We start from the raw sequence: 22600 nt of genomic DNA on the forward strand, positions 1-22600 counted from the left end.
GGCGTCGTTATAGCTGGTCGCGGATGCGCACGACCCGCGTCGAGTGCGTGGTCGGATCACGATACACGAGCGAGGTGCGATCGACCTCCGCGCGATCGTGCTGAATCCGGCCATGCACGATGAAGTAACTCGAATTGACGTCGACGAGGCTCGAGTCGATCGTCACGTTCGGCGCGCCGGCACCGCGCAGCGCGAGCTGCACGTCGCCGACGTTGCGGAAAAACACGGTCTCGCGCCGCGCTACGAGCGCCTGCGCGGACGACACGCTCATCCCCGGCATCAGCGCCGCGATCACCTCGGCCGGCGCGGTGTTCATGTTCACCGGCGTCGTGGTCGGCAGCACGGTGACGAACGGGCGCAGCCGCGCGACCATTTCGGGCGTGACGCCGTCGACGTCGAGCAGGCTGTCGACGCCGGTCATCACGAGCGGCGCGGGCCCGCGGTCGCCGTCGGACATCCCCGGCTCGTCGGTGAAGTTGCCGGCCGTGTCGCCGCCGGGCACCGGCGCGGTCGCGGCCGTTCCGGCGCCGGGCAGCGTCGGCGTCTGGAAACGCGTCGCCGAGTGCATCAGGCCCGCGCGCATCTGCAGTGCGATGCGCTTCGCGAGCGCGCCGTCGTAGCCGAGGGTCGTCAACAGCCGCTGGAACGCCTTGAGCTGCATCGCGTTGAGCTGCAGCACGCCGGGCGCCGGCGACGACACGAGGTTGCGCAGGTTGTACTTCGCCTGCGCGTCCTCGATCGATCCGGAGATGTAGGTGTCTTCGCCGCCGTTGTCGTTCGGCGCGCCGATCCGGCCGAGGAAATCCGACAGCTTCGTCTTCGCGATCGGCACGGCCCAGATCCCGCCGAGATAGGTGATGCCGGGCGCCGTGTCGCCCTCGGAGCGCAGGATCATGCGCGTCCAGTCGAGCGCGCCGCGCGCGACCCACTGCGCCTGCGCGATCACGCGCTGGTTCTCGATGCGGCGAATCTGCACCTGCTGGCGCCACAGCATCCCCGACACGAGGATCGCCGACAGCGCGACGACGAGCAGCGCGGTGATGATCGCCGCGCCGCGCTCGCGGCGGGCGCGTGCGGCGCCACGAGCGGCGAACCGGGAACGGTGAGGGCGCGCGCGCATCGTCATTCCCCGACGAGGAAGATGCGCGTGACGGGCACGCGCAGCGAGGTCGCGCCGATGCTGACCTGCAGCCCCGTCACCGCGCGCGCCGGCGGCGCGTTGCCGATCTGCGGCACCTTCAGCGCGTCGTTGTTCTGCGCGAGCGCGTCGTTGGCCGTCTGCAGGTTGGTGGTCCAGCCGACGCGCGGCACGTACAGCTTCGCGTCGATCGCACCGACGCCGCCCATCAGCGCGACCCAGCTCCAGCCGTCGACGCTGCTGTCCTTCAGCACGTCGCGCAGGCGGTTCGCGTCGTCGAGCGGCGGCGATGCATAGCGCACGACGCGCCCGCCGGCGATCCGGTAGCGGACCACCTGCAGCCGCGGCGCGGCGCCCGGCACGTCGAGCTCGCGGACGATCTGCAGCGTGTTGCCGGCGACGCCGATCGCCGGCTGGCCGGCTTCGTCGTCGGTCGCGGCGAGCCGCGCGTCGATGCGCATCTGGTCGAACATCTGCGCGAACACGCGCTCGTCTTCCATCGCGGCCGCGACCTTGTCGCGGCCGCGCATGATCTGGTCGAGCCCGCGCCACGACAGGATCGCGACCACCGCGAGGATCGCGATCGCGATCATCAGTTCGATCAGCGTGAAGCCGCGCACGCGGCGCGAGCCGGCGGCGCGCAGCGGCCGGCGCGGCATCGGCGCGTCAGAGCGGACGGCTGGTTTCATTCGCGACCACCGTCACCATTTGCGCGAGCACGCCGGCGCGCCCCGGCATGCTCACCGACATCTGCACGCGCCGGAACACCGGGTTCGGCGTCGTGCTCACGCGCTGCGTGCAGACCAGCTGCAGGTTGCCCTGCGAACAGTCGAAGCTCTGTTCGCCGACCTCCGGCCACGCATGCGTGAGGCGCAGTTGCGCGAGCGCGTTGTCGGCACTCCAGCCGGCGAGCAGCCGGCGGTGGAGATCGGATGCATTGGTCGCCATCGTGCCGACCGCGCGGATCGACGCGGCGAGCGCGACCGCGATGATCGCGAGCGCGACCAGCACCTCGATCATCGTGAAGCCGCGCGCCCCGACGAGGCCGGCCGCAGGCCGGTCTCCGGAGGAAGTACGCCTGGGGTGCCCCGAAGGGAGTCCCCTTGGGGGGCGGGAAGCGGCCGGAAAGGGCAGGCGACGACGCATCGTCATTGCACCTCGTAGCGGCCGTTGCCGGTGCCGACGATCGTCGCGCTGCCGACCGCCGAATGCAGCGTCACGCGCACCGGCGTGTCGATGCTTTCCGTGCCGAACACGACGCGGCTCGCGCGCGTGTCCGAACCGGGATAGTCGATATCGGCGCCCGTGACGCCGCCGTCCCAGTCGCGCGGGCGCAGCACGTCGTCGCGCAGCGTGTGCCAGCCGTCGGGCGAGCTCACGTCGAAGCGGAAACCGTGCGCGGTCGGCTGCCACGCGACCGGGCGCGCGCGCACCTGTGCTTCGTCGCCGGCCGTCTCGAACAGCAGCGCGATGCGCTGCGCTTCCTCGCGCAGGTCGGTGCGCGGATTGCGCGTCAGCGACAGCGACGCGAGCGACACCAGCAGGCCCGCGATCACGAGCACGACCAGCATCTCGAGCAGCGTGAAGCCGCGTGCGCGTGCCACGGTCACGGCCGCGCCGCGCCGCACGCGGCCGTCGCGGCGAGCGCGAGCGGAGCGCAAGGGCGTGCGAGGGGCGGGCATGGAGTGAAGAACGGGGAGAACGTCGGGACGGTCAGCGCAGGCTTACTGCCACGAACCGATGTCGGAATCGTTGCTCTCGCCGCCTTCCTTGCCGTCGGCGCCGTAGCTGAACACGTCGATCTCGCCGTGCACGCCCGGGTTCAGGTACTTGTACCCGTTGCCCCACGGATCGTTCGGCAGGCGCTCGAGATAGCCGCCGTCCTTCCAGTTGTTCGGGATCGGATCGGTGGTCGGCTTCTGGATCAGCGCGTTCAGGCCCTGTTCCTGGGTCGGATAGCGGCCGTTGTCGAGCCGGTACAGCTTGAGCGCCTGCATGATCGTGCCGATGTCCTGCTTCGCGGCGATACGGCGCGCCTCGTCGGGACGGCTCATGATCTTCGGCACGATCAGTGCCGCCAGGATCCCGAGGATCGCGACCACCACCATGATCTCGATCAGCGTGAAACCGCGCTGACGGCGCACGGCCGCATTACGGCGAGTGATCCACGTTTGCATGACTGACTACCTCTTCCAAAAAATGTCGTCGATTAAGTGACGCACCCGGCGCATTCCGGACGTTTGCCTGACGGCCAGCTTCCGTTTCCCCCGGGCGCGGAGCACGCATTGTAAGGCGCGCACTGCCGAGGGCTTTCACCCAACGCAAATTTCATATACATCCGTACAATAGCGCGCATGAACGCGCTCTCGATCCGGATCCTCTCCCTAGCCCTCTTCGCGGGTTTGTGCGCGACGGCCACCTACTGGGTCGTCACGCTGTCGGCCCGCGAAGCGCCGCTGCCCGCCGCCGCCGCGCGGTTGCCGATCCGCACCGAGGACGCCGCCGCGCTCTTCGGCGGCCAGCTCGACAAGAATCCCGTGCAGGACATCCACCTGTTCGGCATTCTCGCGCTCGATCATGGCGGCGCCGCGATCGTCGGCATCGGCGGCGAGCCGCCGCGCGCCGTGTCGCTCGGCGCGGAGCTCGCGCCCGGCGCGAAGCTCGCCGAAGTGCGCAACCGCTCGATCATCGTCGACCGCAACGGCGCGCGCGCCGAAGTCCAGCTCCCCGCGAACACGCCGTCGCCCGCGATCTACATGCGTTGAACGGCGGTGGCCTGACCGGCGGTCAGGCCGTCACTGCACCATGTTGTTCAGCTCGATGATCGGCAGCATCACGGCCAGCACGATCACGAGCACGATCCCGCCCATCGCCAGGATCAAGAGCGGCTCGAGCAGGCTCGTCAGGAACATCGTGCGGCGTTCGAGCTCGCGTGCCTCACCTTCCGCCGCGCGATCCAGCATCGTCGTCACGTCGCCCGTCGCCTCGCCGGAGCGGATCAGGTGCACGAGCACCGGCGGAAACGTCTTCACGTTGTTCAGCGCGCGCGACAGCGCGGAGCCTTCGCGCACGCGCACGATCGCGTCGTCGATGTTCGCGCGCATCGCGCGGTTCGACAGCGTCTCGCCGGCCGCCTGCAGCGCGCGCAGGATCGGCACGCCGGCCGCGGTCAGGATGCCGAGCGTGCTCGCGAAGCGCACCGTGTTGTAGCCGCGCACGAGCTTGCCCGCGAGCGGCGCGGTCAGCACCCAGCGGTCGAACGCGAGCCTGGGCCCGTCGCGCGACAGCGTCGCCTTCACGACCCACACGACGAGCGAGGCCGCGATCAGGATCGCCCACCACCAGTGCCGCACGAAATCCGACAGCGCCATCATCACGACCGTGAGGATCGGCAACTGCTGCTTCGTGCTCGCGAACACGTTGACGACCTGCGGCACGACGTAGCTCAGCAGGAACGTGACGATGCCGAAAGCGATCAGCGTGACGATCCCCGGATACGTGAACGCGAGCAGGATCTTCTGCTTCAGCGCGTTGCTCTGTTCGATGTAGTCGGCCAGGCGCGACAGCACGATGCCGAGCTTGCCGGTGTGCTCGCCCGCCGCGACGAGCGCGCGATAGATTTCCGGGAAGTCGCGCGGATGCTGGCCCAGCGCATTCGCGAGCGAGTGGCCGCCGAGCACCTCCGCGCGGATCGAGGCCATCAGTTCGCGGATGTAGTCGCGCTCGGCCTGCTCGGTGAGCACGCCGAGCGCCTCGTCGAGCGGCAGCCCCGCGATCAGCAGGCTCGCGAGCTGGCGCGTGAGGATCGCCTGTTCGCGCTGCGACAGCTTGCGGCCGAACGCGAGGCGCTGCGAGCGCGCGCCGCGGCTCGCGCTGGCGGCCGGCTCGACCACCAGCGGCGTGAGCCCCTGCGTGCGCAGCTGGCCGCGCGCGGCGCGCGCGCTGTCGGCATCGATCACGCCCTTCTGCGCGCGCCCGGCCGAATCGATTGCTTCGAAACGGAATGCCGACATCGCGCTATGCGCCTCCCGTCACGCGCAGCACTTCCTCGAGCGACGTCGCACCGGCCGCGAGCCAACGCTCGGCGTCGTCGCGCAGCGTGCGCATCCCTTCCGCGCGGCCCGCGGCGAGAATCTCCGCATCGGCCGCGTTGCGGTGGATCAGCGTACGGATCGAATCGTCGACCACCAGCAGTTCGTATACGCCACGCCGGCCCGTGTAGCCCGAATGCCCGCACTTGTCGCAGCCGACCGGATGCCACACGGTGCGGCCTTCCTCCTGCCGCTCTTCCTTGCAGACCGGGCACAGCTGCCGCACCAGGCGCTGCGCGAGCACGCCGAGCAGCGACGACGCGAGCAGATACGGCTCGACGCCCATGTCGGTCAGGCGCGTGACGGCGGACGCCGCATCGTTGGTGTGCAGCGTCGCGAGCACGAGGTGGCCCGTGAGCGACGCCTGCACCGCGATCTGCGCGGTTTCGAGGTCGCGGATTTCGCCGATCATGATCACGTCCGGATCCTGGCGCAGGATCGAACGCAGCGCGCGGGCGAAGGTCATCCCGATCCGCTCGTTCACCTGCGTCTGGCCGATGCCGGACAGGTCGTATTCGATCGGGTCCTCGACGGTCATGATGTTGGTCGTCGCCGTTTCGAGCCGCGACATCGACGCATACAGCGTCGTCGTCTTGCCCGAGCCCGTCGGGCCCGTGACGAGCACGATGCCGTGCGGTCGCGCGATCAGCTTGTCGAACTGGACGAGCGTGTCGCGGCCCATCCCGAGCGCTTCGAGGTTCAGGCGCTGCGCATCCTTTTCCAGCAGACGCAGCACCGCGCGCTCGCCGTGCCCGGTCGGCAGCGTCGACACCCGCACGTCGACCGGCCGGCCGCCGACGCGCAGCGTGATGCGGCCGTCCTGCGGCAGGCGTTTCTCGGCGATGTCGAGCTGCGCCATGATCTTGATCCGCGAGATCAGCGCGCCGTGCAGCGCCTTCTTCGGGCGCACGACGTCGCGCAGCGTGCCGTCGACGCGAAACCGCACGACCGATGCATTCTCGAACGGCTCGATGTGAATGTCCGACGCCTGTTCGCGCGCCGCTTGCGTGAGCAGCGCGTTGATCATCCGGATGATCGGCGCATCGTCTTCCGATTCGAGCAGATCCTCGACTTCGGGGATGTCCTGCATCAGCCGCGACAGGTCGACTTCGCCTTCGACCTCGCCGACGATCTGCGCCGCGCTGCCGTCCTGGCGCGCGTAGGCCTGGTTGATCGCCTGCGCGAGCTCGTCGGCCGGCACGCGATGCACGGAGATCGAGCCGAAGTTGCGCGCGATTTCGGCGAGCGCCGCATCGTTCGTGCGTTCGCTGATCCACACCTCGAGCGTGTCGTCGAGCTGGTGCGCGATCAGCACCTGGCCGCTCTTCGCGAAGCCGTACGGCAACAGGCGCGCGGCGAGCGGCGACGGCGGCTGCCGTTCGCCCGGCGCGCCGTCGTGGGCGGAGGACGCGAGCACGTCGGTCACTGCGAGGCTCCCGACGGCACCGTCAGCGGCTGTTGCTGCATCTGCTGCTGCGGCACGGCTTGCGGCTGGACGGCCGGTTGCGCCTGCTGCGCCGGCTGCGGGCCCTGCTGCTGGCGGCGAATCTTCGTCAGGTCGAACAGGTTCAGTGCCGAGCCGCCTTCGCTCGGGCCGAGCGGCATCGGCGGAACGGTCGGATCGTCCTTGTCACGCATGACGTTGTTGTCAGACTTATACGAGCCCGTGACGCCCTGGATATAGTCGTAGCGGTTCGCCGACACCGCCTGCGCGGTCTGCCGGTCGGTGATGATCACCGGGCGCAGGAACACCATCAGGTTGGTCTTCTGTCGGTTCTTCGATTCCGAGCGGAACAGCTGGCCGATCCACGGGATGTCGCCCAGCAGCGGCACCTTGCTGTTCGACACGTTGTAGTTGTCCTGCATCAGGCCGCCGAGCACGATGATTTCGCCGTTGTCCGCCAGGATCGTCGACTGGATCGAGCGCTTGGTGAAGGTCGGGCCGGTCGTGGCGGTCAACGTGCTGGTGACGACCGCCGAATCCTCGGTGTAGAGCTGCAGCTTCAGGATGCCGCCGTCGGTGATCTGCGGCTTCACGTGCAGCGTGAGGCCGACATCGCGGCGATCGTAGGTATTGAATGCGTTGTTCGTGTTGCCGCTCGTCAGGTTCGAATACGACCCCGTCGGAATCGGCACGTTCTGGCCGACGACGATCTTCGCCTCTTCGTTGTCGAGCGTGATGAGGTTCGGCGTCGACAGCACGTTCGCGTCGCTCACGCCCGCGAAATAATTCAGCAGCGCGCCAAGGCCCTGCACGCCGAACATGTTGTGCAGCCAGCCGACGTTCAGGCCCGGCAGGAGCGTCTGCCCCAGCGCGCCAAGCCCCGCCGTACCACCGGCGGCAACCGCGCCCGACACCCCGAGGATGTTGCCGCTGGGCGTACCGGGGGCGCTGAAGTTCGTGCCGCCGAGAAACTGGCCCTGGGCGATCTGCCACTGGATGCCGAGGTTGCCGGACGTATTCGAGTTCAGCTCGACGATCAGCGCTTCGATATAGACCTGCGCACGCCGTGCGTCGAGCTGGTCGATCACCGAGCGCAGGTTGCGGTAAACGGGATCGGACGCGGTGATGATCAGCGAGTTGGTGGCCGCGTCGGCCTGGATCATCCCGCCCGGCTGGTTGTCGTCGCCGCTCTTGTCCTTGTCGCCGCCGAGCAGGCCGCCCGTGCCGAGACCGCCGCCGCTGGACGAACCACCGCCGTACGACGACGAAGACGAACCGCCCAGGCCGCCCGACGGCAGCGGCGGGGTGCCCGACGTGCCGGTCGAGAAGTTGCCGCTCGACGACGAGCCGCCGCTCTGGTTGAAGCTGTTCGCATCGTTGGACGACGCCGACGAGCCGCTGTCGCTGCTGCTCTTGCCAAGCATCCCGCGCAGCGTCTTCGCGAGCTTCACCGCATCGGCGTTGCGCAGCGGCACGACATGCATGTTGCCGGGCACCGCGCTCGGCGCGTCGAGCTGCTGCACGAGGCGCTTCGCGGCCGCGAGGCGCGACGCGCTGGACGCGCGCAGCATCAGCGAGTTGGTGCGCGGGTCGGCGGTGACCGACACCTTCAGCGTCGCGTCGCTGTTGCCGATCGCGCCCGGGTCGAGCATCTTCTGCAGCTGCGCGGCGAGGTCGATCGCGTTCGCATTGCGCAGCGGCACGACCTGGACCTGCGCGCCCGCGGCGCTGTCGACGCCCGAGATGATCTGCGCGATGCGGCGCACGTTGTCCGCGTAGTCGGTGACGACGATCGTATTGTTCGCCGGGTAGGCGGTGACCGTGTTGTTCGGCGAGATCAGCGGCCGCAGCACCGGCAGCAGGTTGTTCGCCGATTCGTTGCGCAGCTCGAACACCTGCGTGATGACCTGGTCACCGCGCGCCTGCGGCGCATTGCCGACATAGGTCGGCACGCCCTGCAGCTTCGCGTCGGCTTCCGGCACGACCTTCAGCACCCCGTGATCCTGCACGAGCGCGAAGCCCTGCATGCGCAGCGCCGACTGCAGCGTCTTCAGCGCCTGGTCTTCCGGCACCGGCCGTTCGGCCACGAGATTGAGCTGCCCCTTCACGCGGGGGTCGACGATGATGGTCTTGCCGGTTGCGGCACCGATCGCCTTGGCGACCTGGTCGATGTCCGCATTCACGAAATTGAGCGTGACCTGAGCGTAGGCGGCCTGCGAGACGATGATGCCGGCGACGATCAGGGTCGTCGCGATGCGCCGCATAACGAAGCGATTTCTTGTCATGGATGAATGGGTCGATGCCGGCTCAGGCCACTTCCGGCGGTAGTGCTGGGATCCAGGTCCGAAAGAGGCGACATTAGCAGCTTTTCATGTCCGGAATATCACATTGAGCCGAGGACTGTCTCACATACGACATGTATCCGGCGCACCGTATGCAATATGTAAGATTTCGGCGCCGCCCCGGCGTGCCGTTCATCGCCGTCGTTTTTGCGATGAATCGACACGAAAATGCGGTATAAACGGGCAGCCGTCGTTCGCATGCCGCCACGTGACGGACTCTCGGTATGATACGGGCGGCACGTTTCCAGTCGCACGAATAACGGACACGGGTTTTCCCGATCCTTGCGCCCATTTCTTTCGTTTTCCGCACCATGAACAGACGGTTCGCTTCGATCGCGTTGATCGCCGCCGGCGTGTGGTTCGCCTGCGGAAGCGCACGCGCGGATTGTTTCGACGAGGCCGCCCGCTACCAGAAGGTCAATCCGCTGATCCTGCGCGCGATCGCGTGGCAGGAGTCGCACAACCGGCCCGACGCGCTGAACAAGAATACGAACGGCTCGGTCGACTACGGCCTGATGCAGATCAATTCGATCCACCTGCCGGCGCTGTCGCGCTACGGCATCGGCCGCGACACGCTGATGCAGCCGTGCAAGAACGTCTACATCGCCGCGTGGCACCTGCGCCAGAAGATGAATCGCTACGGCAACACATGGCAGGCCGTCGGCGCCTATCATTCGGAAACGCCGTCGCTGCGCGACAAGTATGCGCGGCAGATCGCCGGGATCCTGACGCAGTGGAAGCTGATGCCGCCCGAGCAGTGACGCCGCGGCGCTTGCCGACGCCGTGCCGCTCGGCCGGCGCGCGTTTGATGCACAATGCGGATCTCACGCCGCGGTTTCGACCGGCCCGGGCGACCGGCTCCGGGCCGATCGCGCCCCGTCAGGGCGCCGCGGCCGCTTTTCCCTTTTTTCCGTTGGTGCAAATCGTTATGAATCCGGCAATGAACCAGCCGTTGCCCGTCACCGTGCTGTCCGGTTTCCTCGGCGCCGGCAAGACCACGCTGCTCAATCACATCCTCGCGAACCGCGCAGGCCTGAAAGTCGCCGTGATCGTCAACGATCTCGCGGCGGTCAACATCGATGCGTCGCTCGTACGCGATGCGCAGGCGCTGTCGCATGTCGAGGAACGCCTGGTCGAGATGTCGAACGGCTGCATCTGCTGCACGCTGCGCGACGACCTGCTCGTCGAGATCCGCAATCTCGCGGCGGATGGCCGCTTCGACGCGATCGTGATCGAATCGACCGGCATCGCGGAGCCGATGCCGATCGCCGAAACCTTCACGTTCGTCGACGACGACGGCACATCGCTGTCGAACGTCGCGCGGCTCGACACGCTCGTCACCGTGGTCGACGCCTACAATTTCCTGCGCGACTACGGTTCCGACGACGCGCTCGCGACGCGCGGCATCGCCGCATCGGACGAAGACGATCGCACGCTCGTCGAGCTGCTGATCGAGCAGATCGAGTTCTGCGACGTGCTCGTGATCAACAAGACCGACCTCGTCGGCGCGGAAGCACTCGCGCGTCTGCAGCACATCCTCGCGCGGCTCAACCCGCGCGCGCACCAGGTCGTGTCGACGTTCGGCAACGTGCCGCTCGAGGAAGTGCTGAACACCGGCCGCTTCGATTTCGACGAGGCCGCGAACGCGCCGGGCTGGCTCGCGTCGCTCGATCACGATCACACGCATTGCGACGATCCCGAGTGCCACGATCCGCATCATGCGCACGTGCATGGCGAAGCCGACGAATTCGGCATCGGCAATTTTGTTTACCGCGCGCGCCGGCCGTTTCATCCGGCACGGCTCTGGGCGCTGCTGCATCAGGAGTGGCCGGGCGTGCTGCGCAGCAAGGGCTTCTTCTGGCTCGCGACGCGCAACGACATCGCGGGCTCGCTGTCGCAGGCGGGCGGCGTGTGCCGGCATGGCCCGGCGGGCCTCTGGTGGGCCGCGCAGGATCGCGCGGAATGGCCGGACGACGACGAGTTGCTCGCCGAAATTCGCACGGAGTGGCAGGGCGACCTCGACGACCGCTCGGTCGGCGATCGCCGTCAGGAACTGGTGCTGATCGGCATCGGGCTCGATGCCGACGCATGGCGCGCAAAACTCGACGCATGCCTGCTCACCGACGCGGAATTCGCGCTCGGTGCGGCGCAATGGAGCGCGTTCGACGATCCGTTCCCGGTGTGGGATGTCGATGCGCACGACGACGACGATCCCGGCGACACGCAGATCGTGCACGCGTAATACGCGGTAAAAACAGCCTGCGACAGGCAACCGTTAAATCTTGCAAGAGGGGCGCGAACTGTGGCGAAAATGCCGCGCGCGCCCAACAAAAAACCCGCCGAACGGCGGGTTTTTTTCCTGGAACAGGCGCTGGATTAACGCTTGTTGACGGCGTCCTTGAACGCCTTGCCAGCCGTGAACTTGACCGTCTTGGCTGCCGGGATCTTGATGGTTTCGCCGGTCTTCGGGTTGCGGCCCGTACGTGCTGCGCGCTTGCCCGAACCGAAGCTGCCGAAGCCGATCAGCTGAACCGCATCACCCTTCGACACGGCCTTCTTGATGACTTCGAGCAGCGTGTCCAGCGTTTCGCCGGTTTGAGCCTTGCTGGCGCCCGTTTGGGCGGCGACGGCGTCGATCAGTTCCTGTTTGTTCATTAAGGTTCCTTTTTCAGGTTAGGTTTGACACGAACAGCGCGAACGCGCCGATTATACGTGCGCGAACCGTGCCGTCGAGAGTCAGACTTCGACGGCACAGCGCCGAATCCTGGCCCGCGCGACGTGCCGTCCGGTTTGCCGGAAGGCCACCCCGCGGTACGGCGTTGCTATGATAGCGCAGCGCAAACCCAATAACGACAAGGGTTTCAAAGATTTTCATCGGTATTTCGCCGAATGAATCGTCGATTGCCCGTTTTTTGACCTGCGCCAACCGGACGGGATACGCAGCCGGGTCCGCCGCCGCGCAACGCCGTTGGTTTTTGCCAACGACCCGCCGGACGCCTCCGCGCAATCCCTTGCCAGGCTTGGCTGCCACGTTTTTTGTTTCGCATGCCCGACCGACTCGTTCCCGCCACGCTCGCGTTCCGCGACGACGGCACCCTCATCTCGCCCGCGTACGGCGACATCTATCACAACGTCGCGGGCGCGCTCGCGCAGGCGAACTACGTGTTCATCGCGGGCAACGCGCTGCCCGGGCGCTGGCAAGGCCGGCGCACGTTCACGATCGTCGAGACGGGGTTCGGCGCCGGCGTCAACTTCCTCGCGACCTGGGCCGCCTGGCGCGACGATCCCGCGCGCTGCGAACGGCTGCATTTCGTGTCGTTCGAGAAGCATCCGTTTTCGCGCGATGACCTGCGCCGGGCACTGTCCCATATGGTTGCGAACACAACGATATCGACGGAAGCAGAAATGCTCGCCGATGCGTGGCCGATGCTCGTTCCCGGTTTTCATCGCCTCGAATTCGACGCTGGCCGGGTCGTGCTCACGCTCGCGCTGGGCGACGCGTGCGAGATGCTGCCGAAACTGGTCGCACGCGCCGATGCGTTCTATCTGGACGGTTTCGCGCCCGCGAAAAACCCGGATCTCTGGTCGGCCGACGTGTTCCGCGCGCTCGCACGTATCGCCGCCGAGAAGGCGACCTTTGCGACTTATTCGAGCGCGGGCGTGGTGAAACAAGCGCTCCTCGAAGCGGGTTTCACGTATCGCAAGATGGCCGGGCTGGCCGGCAAGTTCGCGATGCTCGCGGGCGAATACGCACCGCGCTGGCGGATGCGCCGGCACGAACCGCCGCGCGCCTTGCCGGTTGCCGCGCGTGACGCGATCGTGATCGGCGCGGGGCTGGCCGGCTGCGCGGTCGTCGAACGGCTCGCCGCGCGCGGCTGGAACGTCACGCTGATCGAGCGGCACGCGCGGATCGCGAGCGACGCATCGGGCAATCCGGCCGGCGTATTCCATCCACTGATGACGCGCGACGACAACGTCGCGAGCCGCCTCACGCGCAGCGGTTTCCTGCATGCACTGACACGCTGGCGCGCGCTCGAGCATGCGGGTCATGCGTTCGCGCGCAGCACGCGCGGGATGATCCATCTCGCGGAATCGGCCGACGATTTCGTGCGGATGCGCGACGCGTTCGACGCGCTCGGCGCACCGTCCGACTACGTGTCGCTGCTCGACACGGACGCCGCGCGCGCGCATCTGAACCTGCCGGTCGCACATGGCGGCCTGCTGTTTCCGCACGGCGGCGCCGTCTGGCCGGCCGGGGTCTGCGCCGCACAAGTCGCGGCGGCCGGTGAACGCGTGACACTGCTCGCCGGCACCGAAGTCGCGCGAATCGAGCGCGATGGCGACACGTGGCGCGCCGTCGACGCGGCAGGCGCGACGCTCGCCGAGGCGCCGGTCGTCGTGCTCGCGAACGCCGGCGACGCCGTGCGTCTCGCGGGCCTGCGACACGTCGCGCTGCAGCCGGTGCGCGGCCAGCTCACGCTGCTGCCGCCCGGCAGCACGGCACCGCTGCCGTGCCCCGCGATCGGCGACGGCTATGCGGTACCGCTCGACGACGGCACGCTGCTGATCGGTGCGACGTTCGAACCCGACGACCTCGATCCGGCGATGCGCGGCGCCGGGCATATCGAAAATATCGAGCGCGTCCGGCATCTGCTGCCCGGCCTGATCGGCGAGTTGCCGGACGTCGATACGCTGCGCGGGCGCGTCGCGTTTCGCTGGGTCGTCGCCGACCGCGTGCCGGTGATCGGCCCGCTCGCCGACGAAGCGCAGGCCGTCGCGAACGCACGCGCGCTGAGCGGTGCGAGGGCGCGCGACCTGCCGCGCACCGCGGGCCTGTACGGCGCATTCGGCTACGGTTCCCGCGGCCTCGTGTGGGCCGCGCTCGGCGCCGAACTGATCGCGTCGCAACTGGAAGGTGAGCCGCTGCCGCTCGAGCGCGAACTCGCCGATGCCGTCGACCCGGCCCGGTTCCTGATCCGCGCGCTGCGCGGCCGCCAGATCGGCTGATCTCGTCAGCCGAATCCTCACAGTCCTTCGATTTTTTCGCGCAAGGTTATCCACGCGACGCTGTGGATAACCGCGCGAAATCCGCACGCACTTCGTGTGCAATCACAGTGGACGTAAACTGGGCAACTCGGCACAGCTGTGAAACGGCCCGAAAGTTGCCCAACTCAAACCTCTGTGAGCAAACAGCCTGTGCAACGACTTATGGCCGCGCCAACGCCTTGATCTTGTTGCGTAAACCGAAGTTATCCACAGAACTGTGAGCGCCTTGTTAACTTCTACTACGTATATATACAAGTAAACCATTGAAACCAAAGACCTGTGGCGCCTCACAGCGCCGCGAGTCGATTCAATCGGTTCCGGAGCGAAAAAGCTGTGGCACAATCGGTTTCCTTCGCGTTCGTTCGGCCAAGCGCCGGACATGCTTCAATGGAACGGTCGGCTCGATTTCGAATCTGAATCATCGAGACTGCGCAGTCCGTTCACACACCAGGCCGACAATCCAGATCGGCAGCCTGAACGACAGTTCCGCCGGATGGCGGAAAGAGGCGGATCCCATGTCCCGCCGTCGTCGACCACAACATTCACACTCGGGGCGATACCCAGCCGGCGCGCATCTCATTTCTGACGCTTGACCCCGCGCCGCTGGCGATTGCTTCCAAAGGAGAAGTCACCACGATGAAGTCGGCGTTCTCATTCCTGCCCAATTGGCCGCTCGCGCCGGATGCCGTGTTCTGGGCCGGGCTCGCGTTGTTCGCGGCCGGTCTGTGTGGCGAGCTGTGCTATCGCGCATGGCGGCTGCCGCGCATCACCGGGTATGCGGTGATCGGTCTCATCGCCGGTTCGTTCGGATTCGGCGTGATCGACGCGAGCACCGACGAAACCTCGCGGCTGCTGATCGACGTCGCGCTCGGCCTGCTGCTGTTCGAGCTCGGCAGCCGCCTCGACCTGAAATGGATCCGCCGCAATCCGTGGCTCATTGCGTCGAGCCTGGCCGAGGCGACGCTGACGTTCGTGCTCGTGCTGTTCGTGATGCTCGCGCTCGGCGTGTCGGGCATGGTCGCGCTCGTGTTGTCGGCGATCGCAATCGCGACGTCGCCGTCGATGGTGATCCAGCTCAAGACCGAGCTGCGCGCGGAAGGGCAGGTGTCGCAGCGCCTCATCACGCTGACCGCGCTGAACAGCGTGTACGCGATCGTGCTGACCAAGCTCGTCACGAGCTGGCTCCACCAGGAAGCGTACGGGAACGTTTTCGCGACGATCCTGCAACCCGCCTACCTGATCGCCGGTTCGTTCATCGTCGCGTACCTGGTCGCGCGGGCGTGCAATTACCTGTTCCGTCACATGACCGCGACGATGCGCGACGAGCATTCGTTCGTCGCGCTGTTCGGGCTCGTGATGCTCGCGATCGCGGTCGCGCAGGCGCTGAAGCTGTCGACACTGCTCACGCTGCTGCTCGCCGGCATCATCGTGAAGAACCTCGAAGCGCGGCCGCAGCTGTGGCCCGAGCATTTCGGCACGGCCGGCTGGCTGCTGACGGTGATCCTGTTCGTGCTGACGCTCACGTCGTTCACGTGGGGCGACATCGCGCTCGGCGGCCTGCTCGCGATCGCGCTGATCGTCACGCGGCTCGCCGCCAAGCTCGCCGGCGTCGTCGCGTTCGCGAAGCCGAGCGGGCTCGGGATGAAGCAGGGCGTCGCGCTCGGCATCGCGCTGACGCCGATGTCCGCGCTGTCGTACCTGCTCGTCGACGACACCTACCAGCTCTATCCGAATTTCGACCCGCACCTGCGCGCGATCGTGATGTGCACGATCGTGATCCTGCAGCTCGTCAGCCCGTTCGTCGTCTACCGCTGCCTGTCAGCGGTCAGCGAACGCAGCGACAGAAACTGATTCCGGAACCTGCCATGGCACTCGAAACCTTCGTCAATTCCGAACCGTTCACGTTCGGCGTCGAACTGGAGATCCAGGTCGTCAACACGCACAACTACGACCTCACCAAGGCTGCATCCGACCTGATGCGCCTGATCCAGGGCGAGACCTTCCCCGGCAACATCACGCCTGAAATCACCGAGAGCATGATCGAGCTGTCGACCGGCATCTGCCATTCGCACGAGCAGGCGGTCTCCGAGCTGCACGCGATCCGCGACGTGCTGGTGAAGGCGGCCGACCAGCTCAACGTCGGGCTCGCCGGCGGCGGCACGCACGCGTTCCAGCAATGGAGCGACCGGCAGATCTACGACGCGCCGCGCTTCCAGTACATCTCCGAGCTGTACGGCTATCTCGCGAAGCAGTTCACCGTGTTCGGCCAGCACGTGCACATCGGCTGTCCCGATCCGGACAGCGCGCTGTTCCTGCTGCACTCGATGTCGCGCTTCATTCCGCACTTCATCGCGCTGTCCGCGTCGTCGCCGTTCGTGCAGAACGTCGACACCGGCTTCCATTCGGCGCGCCTGAATTCGGTGTTCGCGTTCCCGCTGTCGGGCCGCGCGCCGTTCGTGCTGACCTGGGACAGCTTCGAGGAGTACTTCACGAAGATGGTCAACACGGGCGTCGTCAACTCGATGAAGGACTTTTACTGGGACATCCGGCCGAAGCCCGGCTACGGGACGATCGAGGTGCGCGTGATGGACACGCCGCTGTCGGTCGACCGCGCGGCCGCGATCGCGTGCTACATCCAGACGCTCGCGCGCTACCTGCTGACCGACCGGCCGCTGAAGCTGTCGGAGGACGACTATCTCGTCTACACATTCAACCGTTTCGAAGCCTGCCGCTTCGGGCTCGAGGGCACCTGCGTCAATCCTCAGACAGGTGAGCGCCGCACGATCGCGGAAGACATCCTCGACACGCTCGACCGGATCGCGCCGCATGCGGCCGCGCTCGGCTCGCGCGCGGCACTCGACGAGATCGGTGCGCTCGCGAAGGCGCGCGTGAATGACGCATCGTGGTTGAGAACCGTTTTCAAACAGGAAAAATCGCTGAACGAGACGGTCCGCCAGCAGTGCCTGCGCTGGCGTGAATGAAAAAATGTTTTGCAGATTACAGGCTCGACCGCGCGGCGATTCGCTGAATGCCGGTCGACGCCGATTCGGGCGTTCCGCGTCGCCAGTCCTCCTGAAAATCTGTGGATAACTGGATATTCCGCTGCAAAGTCAACGCACTGCGGTATGGATAACCCGGTGGATCGCCACCAGCCGCACGATGGCCGATTCGAACAGGAAAATGTTTGCGCGTTGCGCCGTGAGGCCGGCAGGGATTGCCGGCACAACGAAAAAATCCGGTTATCCAGCGATTTTCCACAGAATGAAGGGGATAACTTAGCTGTGCGATTTTCCGCTCTCGCTTAGAATGTCGGCTTTGCGGACACCGGAATGACCTGTGTCTCACCGGTCGCCGCGAACGCGACCGCCGCGTGTGCCTCGCGACGGCCGTGTCGACGCTCCTCGATGAGCGTCTGTTTTGAGATAGACATTCGATCTCCACACTACGGCTGCTCGGCAATCCGGGCGGCGGCAAAGCGAAAAGACTATGAGCGAAGGCGTTTACGGGAATCAGGCTTCGGGACGTGTGACCCACAGCTTGCTGCGGTTGAGTACGGCCATGCGAAGCCAGGCATGGGATTGGGCGGAAGGCGCGGGCCTCACGCCGACGCAGGGCGAGATCCTCGTGCTGCTGCTGCAACGCAAGGGCCCGATGCGGCTCGGCGAGATCGCGCGCGAGACGCAGCTCACGGCTGCGACCACCAGCGATGCGGTCAGCACGCTCGAGACGAAGGGGCTCGTCGAGAAGCGCCGCGCGCTGGACGACGGCCGCGCGCTTGCCGTGCGCCTGTCGGCGCGCGGCCGTACCGCGGCGAAGAAGGCGCTGCAATGGCCGGAATTCCTGACGAAGGCGGTCGGCAAGCTCGGCGCGGACGAGCAGGGCGCGCTGTACCGCGCGCTGCTGAAGACGCTGCGCGAACTGCAGGTGGCCGGCGCGACGCCGCCGCAGCGCATGTGCCTGACGTGCACGCATTTCCAGCCGGGCAAGCAGTCGAAGAAGACCGTGCATCACTGCGCGGCGCTCGACCTGTCGATGGCCGACAGCGATCTGCGTCTCGACTGTTCGGTGCACGAAGAAGCCGACGCGGCAACGCAAAAGAAGACCTGGAAGGTGTTCGCCGGCTGACGTCCGTCGATCGACCGGGAGGCCGATGATGAACGCTGAAGTGGTGGCGATCCGCCACGTGCATTTCGAGGACCTCGGCAGCTTCGAGCAGGTGCTCGGGGCGCGCGGGCGGCGGGTGCGCTACGTCGACGTCGGCGCGTCGCGCGTCGAGGTGCTCGACGCGCTCAAGCCGGCGCTGCTCGTGATGCTCGGCGGGCCACTCAGCGTGTACGAAGACGCGCAGTATCCGTCGATCGCGCCGCTCACGGCGCTCGTGCGCCAGCGCATCGACGCCGGGCTGCCGATCCTCGGCATCTGCCTTGGCGCGCAGTTCATCGCCCGCGCGCTCGGTGCGCGCGTCTATCCGGCTGCGCAGAAGGAACTCGGCTGGGCGCCGCTGACGCTCACCGACGCGGGCCGCGCGTCGCCGCTGCGCCATCTCGACGGCGCGGCGACCTCGATGCTGCACTGGCACGGCGATACGTTCGACCTGCCGGGCGGCGCGATCCATCTGGCCTCGACACCGGCCTGCCGCCACCAGGCGTTCGCGTGGGGGCAGCACGTGCTGGCGCTGCAATGCCATCCCGAAATCCGTGCCGACCGCTTCGAACCCTGGCTGATCGGCAACGCCGGCGAAATCGCGTCGACGCCCGGCATCGACGCACGCCAGCTGCGCGCCGACACCGTGCAGCACGGTCCCGCGCTGGAGGCGGCCGCGCGACGCATGTTCGCGGAGTGGCTCGACAGCGTCGGGCTTTGATCCCGAGCGAGCGGCACCGCGCGTGACCGGCCCGCAGGCCTTGCCGGCCGGCGCACCGCTGCATGCCGTGTGCGCGCGGCATCGCTGCCGGCGGTACCTGACCATCCGCTTACTGCCGAACCGGCCGCCAGCAGGCTTCGAGCCCGCATGCTACGCTCGTCCGCTGTTTCCCTTTCCTGGCGAGCGGCCTCCATGACTGCGCTGTTTTCCCCGTTCACGCTGCGCGGCGTGACCCTTCCGAACCGGATCGTGATCTCCCCGATGTGCCAGTACTCGGCCGAGCGCGGCGAGGCGACCGACTGGCACATGATTCACCTGGGCCATCTCGCGCTGTCCGGCGCGGGCCTGCTCTGCATCGAAGCGACCGCGGTCGAACCCGACGGGCGCATCACGGCCGGCGACCTCGGTTTGTGGGACGACGCGACCGAAGCAGCGCTCAAGCCCGTGCTGGCGGCGATCCGCAAGCATTCGCCGGTCCGCATCGCGATGCAGCTGTCGCACGCGGGGCGCAAGGCGTCGAGCGAGGTGCCGTGGAAGGGCGGCCAGCTCGTGTCCGTCGCCGATGGCGGCTGGCTGCCGCATGCGCCGTCGGCCCTGCCGCACAAGGACGGCGAGACGCCGCCGCTCGCGCTCGACGCGGCCGGCCTGAACCGGATCCGCGACGCGTTCGCGGCGAGCGCGAAGCGTGCCGCGCGCCTCGGCATCGATGCGATCGAGGTGCACGCGGCGCACGGCTACCTGCTGCATCAGTTCCTGTCGCCGCTTGCGAACCAGCGTACCGACGAATACGGCGGCTCGCGCGAAAACCGGATGCGCTTTCCGCTCGAGATCTTCGAGATCGTGCGCGCGGCGTTTCCGGCGGACCGGCCGGTCGGCGTGCGCGTGTCGGCGACCGACTGGGTCGAGGGCGGCTGGGAACTCGAGGACACGATCGCGTTTGCGCACGAGCTGAAGCAGCGCGGCTGCGACTGGATCGACGTGTCGTCCGGCGGCGTGTCGCCGCTACAGAAGATTCCGCTGTCGCCCGGTTACCAGGTGCCGTTCGCGCAGGCGGTGAAGCGGGCGGTCGGGATGCCGACGATCGCGGTCGGCCTGATCAACGATCCCGCGCATGCGAACCGGCTGATCGAGTCGGGCGACGCCGATTTCGTCGCGATGGCGCGCGCGATGCTGTACGACCCGCGCTGGCCGTGGCATGCGGCTGCCGAGCTCGGCGCGCAGGTGTCGGCGCCGCCGCAGTACTGGCGTTCGCAGCCGCGCGAGCACAAGGCGTTGTTCGGCGACATCGCATTCGGCCAGCGCTGAGCGTCATGCGCGCAATATTGCGCGCGATGTTGAGCGAAGCAATCTTGAACGTGTAGGATGCGGGTGATTCGCCGCATGTCCCGACGCGGCACCGACCGGTGCCGCGTTTTCGTTTTGCGCGACGCAGGGCCGCGCAAAACGACAGCGCGGCCGTCTTCCATTCAAGTCGTCTTCAAAGGATTCGTTCGATGAGTTCACGCAGGATCGCGGTACGCCGCTCGGGAGTTCACGGCAAGGGCGTGTTCGCGGTGGAGCCGATCAAGGCCGGCGAACGCGTAGTGGAATACAAGGGCGAGCGAATTTCGTGGAAGGAAGCGCTGCGCCGCCATCCGCACGACCCGAACGAGCCGAACCATACGTTCTACTTCGCACTGGAAGAGGGCGGGGTGATCGACGGCAAGATCGACGGCAACAGCGCGCGCTGGATCAATCATTCGTGCGCGCCGAACTGTGAGGCCGAGGAGATCAAGGGCCGCGTGTTCATCCACGCACTGCGCGACATCGGGCCGGAAGAAGAGCTGTTCTACGACTACGGCCTCGTGATCGACGAGAAGCTGACGAAGAAACTCAAGCGGGAATACGCGTGCCATTGCGGCGCGACCGCATGCCGCGGCACGCTGCTCGCCACGCCGGACGACGACGGCAAGAAGAAAAAGAAGAAGGACAGGAAGGACGGCAAGTCCGAGTCCGGCGCGAAGGACAAGAAAAAGAAGAAGTGACCGGTGAGGCCGCGCATCGCGCGCGGCTGCTTCACCGCCGGACGGCCGCCGCGCGGCCGTCCATCCAGCCTGATGAGGGTTCGCCGCGCGCGCCTCAGTGAGTCGGCGCGGCGGCCGGCGTCTCGCTCGCCGGCTTCCCGGTGCGCCTGGCGAGCGGCACCCGCACCACGAAGCGCGAACCGCCTTCCGATGCATCCTCGTACGACACCGTGCCGCCGTGCATCGCGATGATGTCGTGCACGATCGCGAGCCCGAGCCCGGCGCCCGTCTCGACGCCGTTGCCGCTTTGCGCGTCGCCACGGAAGAAGCGCTTGAACAGGTCGGCCTGCTGATTGGCCGGCACGCCCGGGCCGTTGTCCTCGACGACGATCTCGGCGGCCGGTTCGCCGGTCTCGAGCGCGCCGCGGGCGACGTTCACCGTGATCCGCGCCCCGTGCGGCCGGGCGAGCGGCACGTATTTCAACGCATTGTCGAGCAGGTTCGCGATCACCTCGCGCAGCAGCACGGGGTTGCCGCGCACGTTCAGCGTTTCGTCTTCGCCGGGATCGTCGCTGCGCTGGAAGCCGAGGTCGACATGCGACGCGAGCGCGCGCGGCACCCATTCGGCACCCGTCTCGAACGCCATCGCGGCCAGGTCGACGTCGACGAAACGCGCGGCCTGTTCGCCCGGCTCCGCGCGTGCGAGCGACAGCAGCTGGTTCGACAGCCGCACCGCGCGGTCGGCGGCCGCGCGCAGTTCGCGCACCGCGGCATAGGTCTGCTGCGGGTCGCGCGCGACGGCGGCCTGCTCGGCATGCAGCTTCACGGCCGTGAGCGGCGTGCGCAGCTGGTGCGCGGCATCGGCGATGAACTTGCGCTGCGCGTCGAGCGCGGTCTTCAGGCGGCCGAGCAGCGCGTTCATCGCGCTCGTCAGCGGCCGGATCTCGAGCGGCACGTCGGTTTCGTCGACCGGCTCCAGCGACGTGTGGGTCTGCCGGTTCAGCGAATCGGCGAGATGCGTGAGCGGGCCGAGCTGCTGGTTGACGACGCGCCACACGATGCCCCAGCCCGCGAGCAGCAGCAGCAGCAGCGGCATCATGATCGCGACGAGGAATTCGGCCGCGATCCGGTAACGGTGCCGCACCGGCTGCGCGACCTCGACCACCATCGGCCGGCCGCCGTCGACTTCCTCGACGCGCACCTGCGCGACCCGCACCGCGCGGTTGTCGTACTCGGCCTCGAACACGTACGCGTGATGCATGCGGCGCACGTTGATGCCCCGCAGCGGCAGTTTCGGATCGCCGGCGAGTTCCTGCTCGCCGTCGCTGATCCGGTAGATCAGCGCCTCGGCCGGATCGGAGAACATCGCCTGCGCGAGCGGCGGCACCGTGAACGGCGCGTCGGGGCCGGCGATCTGGATCTGTTTGGAGATGGCGGTCGCGAGGTCGGCGAGCGAGCGGTCGATCACGTGTTGCGTGTATTGCCACGCGAGCCAGTAGGCGATCAGGCCGCTCATCAGCGCGAGCATCGACAGCGGCGCGGCGAGGCGCCGAAGCAGCGAGCGGCGCAGGCTGGTGGTCACAGCCGGATCAGAAGACATTTCGACGGGCAAATGGATAAGCGCCGCTCACGGGGAGCGGCGCGGACGTGCGCCGGACGGCGACGCGGGCAG

General features: G+C 67.4%; 21 protein-coding genes. 10 read left to right on the forward strand and 11 right to left on the reverse strand.

Translation table 11 applies throughout. From position 1 onward, the window contains the following. Positions 1-7 precede the first annotated feature (7 nt). From gspK to gspG, 5 genes are read right to left on the reverse strand one after another with little or no spacing between them, the layout of a single operon-like run. On the reverse strand, positions 8-1120 hold the full coding sequence (gene gspK / locus DID99_RS21360; RefSeq protein ID WP_124571504.1) for a type II secretion system minor pseudopilin GspK: 1113 nt from the start codon (positions 1118-1120) through the stop codon (positions 8-10). Between the two features lie 2 nt (positions 1121-1122). After that, positions 1123-1827, reverse strand: coding sequence for a type II secretion system protein J (locus DID99_RS21365; protein ID WP_124486801.1), 705 nt, complete (start codon positions 1825-1827; stop codon positions 1123-1125). Next, positions 1805-2284: a type II secretion system minor pseudopilin GspI gene (gspI, locus tag DID99_RS21370; protein WP_409333448.1), complete on the reverse strand. Its 480-nt coding sequence runs from the start codon at positions 2282-2284 to the stop codon at positions 1805-1807. Before gspI ends, DID99_RS21365 begins: the two co-directional genes overlap by 23 nt. A 2-nt stretch (positions 2285-2286) precedes the next feature. After that, positions 2287-2820: a GspH/FimT family pseudopilin gene (locus DID99_RS21375; RefSeq protein ID WP_124520436.1), complete on the reverse strand. Its 534-nt coding sequence runs from the start codon at positions 2818-2820 to the stop codon at positions 2287-2289. 42 nt (positions 2821-2862) lie between these two features. Further along, positions 2863-3315 (reverse strand): type II secretion system major pseudopilin GspG, encoded by a 453-nt coding sequence (gene gspG, locus DID99_RS21380; RefSeq protein ID WP_027783126.1) that lies wholly within the window; start codon positions 3313-3315, stop codon positions 2863-2865. Between the two features lie 177 nt (positions 3316-3492). Here gspG and DID99_RS21385 point away from each other — a divergent pair, with 177 nt between their 5' ends. Then, on the forward strand, positions 3493-3903 hold the full coding sequence (locus tag DID99_RS21385; RefSeq protein WP_044845208.1) for a hypothetical protein: 411 nt from the start codon (positions 3493-3495) through the stop codon (positions 3901-3903). Positions 3904-3933: 30 nt separating this feature from the next. On the opposite strand, the gene gspF is transcribed toward DID99_RS21385, so the two are convergent. From gspF to gspD, 3 genes are read right to left on the reverse strand one after another with little or no spacing between them, the layout of a single operon-like run. Continuing rightward, entirely contained in the window at positions 3934-5151 is a 1218-nt protein-coding gene (gspF, locus tag DID99_RS21390; protein WP_124571503.1) for a type II secretion system inner membrane protein GspF, read from the reverse strand. A gap of 4 nt (positions 5152-5155) precedes the next feature. Next, entirely contained in the window at positions 5156-6655 is a 1500-nt protein-coding gene (gene gspE, locus DID99_RS21395; RefSeq protein WP_124486804.1) for a type II secretion system ATPase GspE, read from the reverse strand. Next, complete coding sequence (gene gspD / locus DID99_RS21400; protein ID WP_124571502.1) at positions 6652-8958, reverse strand: type II secretion system secretin GspD; 2307 nt, start codon at positions 8956-8958, stop codon at positions 6652-6654. Before gspD ends, gspE begins: the two co-directional genes overlap by 4 nt. A gap of 368 nt (positions 8959-9326) precedes the next feature. Here gspD and DID99_RS21405 point away from each other — a divergent pair, with 368 nt between their 5' ends. Both DID99_RS21405 and DID99_RS21410 read left to right on the forward strand, forming a co-directional pair. Next, positions 9327-9776, forward strand: a complete 450-nt coding sequence (locus DID99_RS21405; protein WP_044845212.1) for a lytic transglycosylase domain-containing protein — start codon at positions 9327-9329, stop codon at positions 9774-9776. Between the two features lie 167 nt (positions 9777-9943). Then, positions 9944-11257 carry a GTP-binding protein gene (locus tag DID99_RS21410; protein WP_124667520.1) on the forward strand — a complete coding sequence of 438 codons (1314 nt, stop codon included), beginning with the start codon at positions 9944-9946 and terminating at the stop codon, positions 11255-11257. Between the two features lie 134 nt (positions 11258-11391). On the opposite strand, the gene DID99_RS21415 is transcribed toward DID99_RS21410, so the two are convergent. Together DID99_RS21415 and DID99_RS21420 are read right to left on the reverse strand one after the other, a co-directional pair. After that, positions 11392-11670, reverse strand: a complete 279-nt coding sequence (locus DID99_RS21415; protein ID WP_006401505.1) for an HU family DNA-binding protein — start codon at positions 11668-11670, stop codon at positions 11392-11394. Between the two features lie 13 nt (positions 11671-11683). After that, positions 11684-12046: a hypothetical protein gene (locus DID99_RS21420; protein ID WP_124486807.1), complete on the reverse strand. Its 363-nt coding sequence runs from the start codon at positions 12044-12046 to the stop codon at positions 11684-11686. Between the two features lie 14 nt (positions 12047-12060). Between DID99_RS21420 and mnmC the strand changes: the two genes are divergently transcribed. From mnmC to DID99_RS21465, 7 genes are all read left to right on the forward strand, one after another. Continuing rightward, on the forward strand, positions 12061-14022 hold the full coding sequence (gene mnmC / locus DID99_RS21425; RefSeq protein ID WP_124667521.1) for a bifunctional tRNA (5-methylaminomethyl-2-thiouridine)(34)-methyltransferase MnmD/FAD-dependent 5-carboxymethylaminomethyl-2-thiouridine(34) oxidoreductase MnmC: 1962 nt from the start codon (positions 12061-12063) through the stop codon (positions 14020-14022). Positions 14023-14697: 675 nt separating this feature from the next. After that, positions 14698-15912: a cation:proton antiporter gene (locus DID99_RS21440; RefSeq protein WP_044845215.1), complete on the forward strand. Its 1215-nt coding sequence runs from the start codon at positions 14698-14700 to the stop codon at positions 15910-15912. A 14-nt stretch (positions 15913-15926) separates the two neighbouring features. Then, the gene (locus tag DID99_RS21445; protein ID WP_006490006.1) at positions 15927-17042 is read left to right on the forward strand and encodes a YbdK family carboxylate-amine ligase; all 1116 of its coding nucleotides are present in this window, start codon (positions 15927-15929) and stop codon (positions 17040-17042) included. A 505-nt stretch (positions 17043-17547) separates the two neighbouring features. Further along, complete coding sequence (locus tag DID99_RS21450; protein WP_044845216.1) at positions 17548-18186, forward strand: MarR family winged helix-turn-helix transcriptional regulator; 639 nt, start codon at positions 17548-17550, stop codon at positions 18184-18186. Positions 18187-18214: 28 nt separating this feature from the next. After that, positions 18215-18925: a glutamine amidotransferase gene (locus tag DID99_RS21455; RefSeq protein WP_124520510.1), complete on the forward strand. Its 711-nt coding sequence runs from the start codon at positions 18215-18217 to the stop codon at positions 18923-18925. Between the two features lie 192 nt (positions 18926-19117). Further along, positions 19118-20230 carry an NADH:flavin oxidoreductase/NADH oxidase gene (locus DID99_RS21460; protein WP_124667522.1) on the forward strand — a complete coding sequence of 371 codons (1113 nt, stop codon included), beginning with the start codon at positions 19118-19120 and terminating at the stop codon, positions 20228-20230. A 188-nt stretch (positions 20231-20418) separates the two neighbouring features. Next, positions 20419-20949 carry an SET domain-containing protein gene (locus DID99_RS21465; protein ID WP_124486811.1) on the forward strand — a complete coding sequence of 177 codons (531 nt, stop codon included), beginning with the start codon at positions 20419-20421 and terminating at the stop codon, positions 20947-20949. A 94-nt stretch (positions 20950-21043) separates the two neighbouring features. Here DID99_RS21465 and DID99_RS21470 read toward each other — a convergent pair whose 3' ends face one another. Next, a complete protein-coding gene (locus tag DID99_RS21470; protein WP_124486812.1) occupies positions 21044-22528 on the reverse strand; it encodes a sensor histidine kinase in 1485 nt (494 codons plus the stop codon). Between the last annotated feature and the right edge of the window lie 72 nt (positions 22529-22600).

It is taken from the genome of Burkholderia sp. Bp8986 (assembly GCF_003854225.1).
GTDB lineage: Bacteria > Pseudomonadota > Gammaproteobacteria > Burkholderiales > Burkholderiaceae > Burkholderia.